The sequence below is a fragment of the Paenibacillus sp. Soil766 genome (assembly GCF_001428105.1).
Lineage (GTDB): Bacteria > Bacillota > Bacilli > Paenibacillales > NBRC-103111 > Paenibacillus_E.
This window is the reverse complement of record NZ_LMSJ01000053.1, coordinates 1-5998: the sequence shown is the minus strand read 5'-3', so window position 1 is coordinate 5998 and position 5998 is coordinate 1. Positions and strand designations below refer to the sequence as shown.

Genomic DNA, 5998 nt, shown 5'->3' with positions numbered 1-5998 from the left:
CGATTACTCGACTTGCTTACTCACTCGTTGTTCAGTTTTCAAAGATCAATTTCTTTCGTTCGCTACCGTGTTACCGAAGCAGCGAGAAGTAATATACCATATTGAATTCTCATTTGCAAGCTTTATTTTACTTCATCCATTCGTGAAGATATTCAACACGTTCAGACTCCATGGTTTGTGCTTGTTCATGCTTGTCCTGTCCGGAGCAAGAAACATAATATAACACAAACCATTATGTAAAGCAAACGTAAATCTGAATTATTTCAACCGAATACTTTTGAGCAAAATCTCAAAAGGTTCCCTCTCTTCAGTCTCCCCTCGATGATCATGCTCGACAAGCTTATCCAAACGCGCGATCTGATGACCATAGTCATACATAGCTGCTGCCACAATAGAGAGTCGAAGCATACCACCTGGTTGCTCCCTATAACGTGCAAGAAGATCGATCATAAACTGTTCGTTCTCCGCCTCAATTTCCAAACTATCTGAACTTGTTTCCTTCAACTTATCATCGTATTTCAAGAGTACATGCTCGTGGTACTTAATCAATTTCTCCATATGATCATCGAAACATACATCTGTTTCCGCACTTGGAGAAGCCTGAAAATAGTGCTCATCTACTGCTTCCAACACTTCAAGCCCTTTAGACATGACAAGCAGCTTCTGCTTGTAGACGACGAGTTCGCGGATTCTTTTGGAGCCGCTGCCCTTCAACTTCTTAATTTCTTCTTCCATAAGTCTATATTTCTCAGATAACGACTTTAGGCTATTGCGAAGACTTTCCTTCTCTTCACGAAACACCGTTTCCTTGATCTCATTTGAGATTACCGTGCGAAGGAGCAGTGACATTTTGCTGAAAATAGATCCGATCTGCGCTGCAAATTGTTCCTTAGGCTTAGGTGGGAAGAAAAGTACATTCACTACGAAGGCACACCCGATCCCGATCAAGCTAAGCAACAGCCGATTAACAGCAAAACGCCACTCCCCCGACGCCTCCATCACGGCTACAACGGTTACTAAGGTAAGACCTATGGTTTCTTCCATCCGCAAACGTAAACTTAGAATGATAACAATAATACATACGATACCAATGGCAATAACATTTTGCGAAAAAAACATCCCGGCCAGCAGGGCAAAAGCCGCACCTATGATATTCGTCTGCAACTGATCCAAGAAATAACGCCAAGAACGATAAATCGAGGGCTGCATCGCAAAGATCGCCGCAACAGCCGCGATGACTGGTGGCGTGAATTCGAGCCAAGCACTTATGTATAAAGCTAATGCAACAGCGATGCCTGTTTTCCACACGCGCGCCCCAAATACCATGACTCTCACCTCATCCAAAATATCCTACATCTATCTTACACAGGTCATGTGATGGATGCAAAAACAAACATCACCAAACAAACCACCCCCGGCACAATGCCGAAGGTGGTTCGTTACTTAGCAATATGCTAAGCTTTGGAGTTTTTGGTACTCGCTGTACCCGCAGTACTTGAAGTACTTGAAGTACCTGCAGCCTTAGCCGCGATTGCAGCAGCTTTCAGTCCTTTACTCTTGTAGGGTTTCGGGGCACTCTTCGCCCGGTTCTCGCTTGCTTTCCACCGGTTCCAGCCTTTGCTGTCAGTACCTCTACCTGTTCCACCTTTACCCTTAGCCATAAACTCACTCCATACGTGTTACTTCTTATTTATTAGTTAATAAACCCGACCATGTCGATTCTAGCCATTGATCAAAATCAGAGCCTTTGTCACCTTCGTAAGTGTCATAAACATCACTTCTCATTTTCTGCAGCTTTTCCTTGAAAGCCTCATACGTATGACCTTCTGGCAAGCTCTTCTTGATGCGAAGTAAAATTTTACCAGCGCCTTTTATTAAGTCACCTTTTTTGCGAGGGGGCAGTTGTACATCCTCACCTAAAAGTTTGAGCTTACGATAAGCCGTCTCCTGTATCGCATACACGGTATCATTGGTCATTAGACGTTTAAGAATATGAACCGATTGTTGATCGCCATGTTCACCTAGTGCTTCAACGGCAGAAAGACGCTCCCTCCAATTGGATGTGCGGTTTGCTGCTTTTTTCAACTCTTCAAAATCGGTAGGTAACTCATTGTGTAATTCAATATTCAAGGGATTCAAGCTCCTTCTGTGGCTATATGAGTTAGATGTTACACTTTTTTTAGGCAGAGCGCCAACTTTTTTGACCACATATTGAAAGTATACGTTTTCTGCACCCGAAAACACTCCTTTAATTTGGCGATGAGACTTCCATTTAAACGCGGTCGCTCATCTTTGAATGGCCTCGATAAAGGTTTTCTCATATGTTTAGTTTATGTAGCTTGCTGAAAAAACAGGCAAAGTCGGTATGAGCAAATCGCACATATCAGATATTGAACGAGGCCAAAGGAACATTTCATTGACCACGTTGGAAACGCTAATGAATGCGTTAGACATAGACCCGAGCGGGTTGTTTAATTTTCAAACACTTGACGGTGTAGATGGCATCCATGAAAAGAAATTGATTATCGATATTCACAAAAGCATGCTAATGGAACGCGGCCTTGATGAGGTTCAATATATTGTCAGGACAGCGAGTGATTTCCTAGGAACGTTAGATGCGAAGGAAGCTAGTAGACGAAGTAAGAAAGACTAATACAGATACAAAAAAGCAACGAGCAGCTCGCACTTTAGCGAAGGACTCGTTGCTTTTCTTTTCCCCTTTTAACCGGAATTCCTAGTATTCATTTAACTCACTACAACCCCCCTACAATACTTGCACACTGGCGCATCAATCGCGATTTCCTCGTTGCAGTAAGAGCAGGGCTTGTGCGTTTTCACTTCAGCAGGCGCTTTCGATCTACTTCTTCTTACGCTCAGGATGACCAGCGCACCAACGACCACGACAATCACAGCCAAAATCCAATAAATCATACGAAACACCTCCCAGTTGATAACCAACTTTTGATGATTTCCGTATATGTATATTCGTTCTATTGACTCTTATGAATGCGTTTCATTGGCACTTGTGTCGGAAATTACAGCCACATCTGTTGTTGGTACGACATTTCCCAGAACAACGTTTCGTAGCGAGTCGTATTCAAAAAAATAGTTTCTAATCGCGCTAATTCACTTTCTGATTTCCCTATGGCTAGTCGATCCATTAAATTTATGCACCATTGTGCGTGTTGGCCGAACTCATCTGAGCTGTATCCTCTCACCCATTCACCATAGTCAGGATGATCCACTGCACCTGGGATCTCTTTGAGCATGCGACCGATCTCCCAGTAACTCCACATACAGGGAAGCAAGGCTGCTGTTAACTCCGCTAACCCGCCATTCTGTGCTACGTGCAACATGTAATGCGAATATGCGAGTGTAATTGGTGAAGGTTCGGCCTGCTCCAATTCTTCCTTGGTGATACCAAAGCGAGCTGCGTATGAACGATGAATGCCCATTTCTTCATGCAAAATATTACTTAAGGACGCTGAGAATTCACTCATCGTTGTGAGATCTGGCGCCTTGATTACTCCTAATGCGAATAATTTGGCATAATCAATTAAATATAAATAATCTTGAATCATGTAGAACCTGAATTTATCGCGGTCTAGTGTTCCTTGACCTAATTCTTGAACAAAGGGATGCTGTTGGGTTTGGCGCCATTCGTACTGATATTTCTGGACTAAGTGCTGAGTGAAGGACATTATAAGTCTCCTTTGGCATGGAATTCTATGATTAAAAAGATGAGTGAACTACCATTAGTAGATTTAATGAACTCTATTATTTTACTATATATTAACTTTATTGCTAGTAATGAATAGTAAAAAAAGCAATGAACTTCCACACTGTGGAGGCTCATTGCTTTCAATAATGTGAGATATGTAAGCTAACAGGAAGTACGCTATACCAAGTCACACGCATCAGCAGGCATCCAATGCGCATCCTTACCGTCCCATTTCACATTACAACCAAGTGGGTTCGTCAACGGTAACGTAATTGCTTGACCAGAGGTCAGCTCTTCTAAAGCGATATCTAAATTATTTATTGTGATTTTAGATGCATCCTTTGGATTATCAACGCCGCGTCCTGTGTAGACTAACTTGCGATTTTCATCAAAAACATAGAAATGAGGTGTTCGCAGAGCCCCGTAGGCTAAAGCTGTTTCTTGCGTTTCATCTCTCAGATACACCCATGGATATTGATGCTCCTTCATGTGCGATACCATATGATCAAAGGAATCTTCTGGCTTAGTGTTCACGCTGTTGGCGTTAATACCAACGAACAGTACACCCTTCTCTTTATACCGATTGGCAGTTTCGCGTGTTACTTCATTAGAACCGATTACATAAGGGCAATGGTTGCAAGTGAAAAATAGTACGAGCGTTTTTGCATCGCTGAAATCCTTCAATGCGTATGTTTGTCCATCCGTAGCTGGCAATGAAAAATCAGGCGCTTCATCTCCGAGCGATAAAGTAAAGGTAAAAGCCATGTCATATGCCCCTTTCATCCCTGAAAAATTATAGTTGGTTCTCCCCAGTACTCTGGAAAAACTCAATGATTTCACCGTTTAATCCTTTGACAAAAGCAATACGTACAGGAGTTGGCGGATTCACACCTAAGATCACGTCTTTAGGCTCTACCGTCACGATAGCTCCAGCAGCAACGGCTGCTTCGACAGCTCCATCAACATTATTACTGCGGAATGCTACATGGAAGAAATATCCTTCTGGTATCTGCTCACCTGTACCTCCAGCGAATACCTCCATATAGTTCCCGTCACCAGAGTCTAGTAAGACTGCACGCTTATTTCCTTCGCCCCAGTTGTTCTTCTCTAAAAAGCCTAATCCTTCTGTATAAAACTTGACTGTCGCGTCAAAATCATTCGCTCTGAGTGCAACGTGATGAAAACCGCCGCCGCCTATTTTCGCATTCGTACCCACTTAGTTTAGCCTCCTTAGAATTCTTACTTTTACTTCATTTCCAGTATACTCGAACAGGGGTGGTTAGAAAATGAGTTACATCGAGGTAACTAAGTAACCAGGGGTAACCCTAGGTGAACTAAAGACCCATGCAACACTTTGGTCAAAACAAAAAACCACAGCCCCTCATCATTAGATGAAGAACTGTGGTTGTTATCGGGACGACACGATTTGAACATGCGACCCCCTGCTCCCAAAGCAGGTGCTCTACCAAGCTGAGCTACGTCCCGAAGATAAAAAGCGGAAGACGGGGATCGAACCCGCGACCCTCGCCTTGGCAAGGCGATGCTCTACCGCTGAGCCACTTCCGCATAGGGGTCCCCAAGCTGCATGATGCAAGCTGAGGACGATGATGCGCGTAGAGGGACTTGAACCCCCACGGTCGCCCGCTAGATCCTAAGTCTAGTGCGTCTGCCAATTCCGCCATACGCGCATGTTGGTACATAAATCTGAAAGACTTTAGTCTACGCCTAAAGATCCCTATGAATAAAATGGTGAGTCATGTAGGATTCGAACCTACGACACCCTGATTAAAAGTCAGGTGCTCTACCAACTGAGCTAATGACTCATGTGTTGTAGAAAAAATGGCTGGGGATCAAGGATTTGAACCTTGGCATGACGGAGTCAAAGTCCGTTGCCTTACCGCTTGGCTAATCCCCATTGATGTTATTGGCAGGGGCAGCAGGAATTGAACCCACACCAAAGGTTTTGGAGACCTTTGTTCTACCCTTAAACTATGCCCCTACATAAAGGTATATGGAGGCTGATGGATTCGAACCACCGAACTCGAAGAGAGCAGATTTACAGTCTGCCGTGTTTAGCCACTTCACTAAGCCTCCATAAAGGCAATTCAAATCATACTGACAAAAAAAATACCCAATGCAGAGAGACTTTTAGCTTCACTAAAAGATCCCTATATTAGGTCTGCTTGGCAACGTTCTACTCTCCCAGAACCCTGCGGTTCAAGTACCATCGACGCTGGAAGGCTTAACGGTCGTGTTCGAGATGGGAACGCGTGGATC

8 protein-coding genes, 7 tRNA genes and 1 rRNA gene are annotated in these 5998 nt (G+C 43.7%); 1 reads left to right on the top strand and 15 read right to left on the bottom strand.

Translation table 11 applies throughout. The features are described 5' to 3' along the window. Nucleotides 1–258 precede the first annotated feature (258 nt). The 3 genes from ASG89_RS29565 to ASG89_RS29555 form a co-directional block, all read right to left on the bottom strand. Nucleotides 259–1326, bottom strand: a complete 1068-nt coding sequence (locus ASG89_RS29565) for an FUSC family protein (RefSeq protein WP_057314940.1) — start codon at nt 1324–1326, stop codon at nt 259–261. A 128-nt stretch (nt 1327–1454) separates the two neighbouring features. Next, on the bottom strand, nt 1455–1661 hold the full coding sequence (locus ASG89_RS29560) for a DUF3934 family protein (protein ID WP_057314939.1): 207 nt from the start codon (nt 1659–1661) through the stop codon (nt 1455–1457). Between the two features lie 25 nt (nt 1662–1686). Then, nucleotides 1687–2130 carry a HEAT repeat domain-containing protein gene (locus ASG89_RS29555; RefSeq protein ID WP_414813301.1) on the bottom strand — a complete coding sequence of 148 codons (444 nt, stop codon included), beginning with the start codon at nt 2128–2130 and terminating at the stop codon, nt 1687–1689. 235 nt (nt 2131–2365) lie between these two features. On the opposite strand from ASG89_RS29555, the gene ASG89_RS29550 reads away from it, so the two are divergent. After that, nucleotides 2366–2653 carry a helix-turn-helix domain-containing protein gene (locus tag ASG89_RS29550; protein WP_082593696.1) on the top strand — a complete coding sequence of 96 codons (288 nt, stop codon included), beginning with the start codon at nt 2366–2368 and terminating at the stop codon, nt 2651–2653. 92 nt (nt 2654–2745) lie between these two features. Here the strand turns inward: ASG89_RS29550 and ASG89_RS29545 are convergent, their stop codons facing one another. The 12 genes from ASG89_RS29545 to rrf form a co-directional block, all read right to left on the bottom strand. Continuing rightward, nucleotides 2746–2931, bottom strand: coding sequence for a hypothetical protein (locus ASG89_RS29545; protein WP_057314936.1), 186 nt, complete (start codon nt 2929–2931; stop codon nt 2746–2748). Between the two features lie 104 nt (nt 2932–3035). After that, nucleotides 3036–3701 (bottom strand): thiaminase II, encoded by a 666-nt coding sequence (gene tenA, locus ASG89_RS29540; protein ID WP_057314935.1) that lies wholly within the window; start codon nt 3699–3701, stop codon nt 3036–3038. Nucleotides 3702–3898: 197 nt separating this feature from the next. Beyond that, on the bottom strand, nt 3899–4486 hold the full coding sequence (locus ASG89_RS29535; protein ID WP_057314934.1) for a thioredoxin family protein: 588 nt from the start codon (nt 4484–4486) through the stop codon (nt 3899–3901). Between the two features lie 28 nt (nt 4487–4514). Continuing rightward, nucleotides 4515–4937 (bottom strand): VOC family protein, encoded by a 423-nt coding sequence (locus tag ASG89_RS29530; protein ID WP_057314933.1) that lies wholly within the window; start codon nt 4935–4937, stop codon nt 4515–4517. Between the two features lie 195 nt (nt 4938–5132). Beyond that, nucleotides 5133–5206, bottom strand: a tRNA-Pro gene (locus tag ASG89_RS29525). 9 nt (nt 5207–5215) lie between these two features. After that, a tRNA-Gly gene (locus ASG89_RS29520) sits at nt 5216–5287 on the bottom strand. 42 nt (nt 5288–5329) lie between these two features. Further along, nucleotides 5330–5409 (bottom strand) — tRNA-Leu (locus ASG89_RS29515). Nucleotides 5410–5468: 59 nt separating this feature from the next. After that, nucleotides 5469–5544: transfer RNA gene (locus ASG89_RS29510), tRNA-Lys, on the bottom strand. Nucleotides 5545–5561: 17 nt separating this feature from the next. Beyond that, nucleotides 5562–5636 (bottom strand) — tRNA-Gln (locus tag ASG89_RS29505). Between the two features lie 10 nt (nt 5637–5646). Next, nucleotides 5647–5720: transfer RNA gene (locus ASG89_RS29500), tRNA-Trp, on the bottom strand. A 13-nt stretch (nt 5721–5733) separates the two neighbouring features. Beyond that, nucleotides 5734–5815 (bottom strand) — tRNA-Tyr (locus ASG89_RS29495). Nucleotides 5816–5902: 87 nt separating this feature from the next. Continuing rightward, a 5S ribosomal RNA gene (rrf, locus tag ASG89_RS29490) occupies nt 5903–5998 on the bottom strand; the annotation flags it as partial.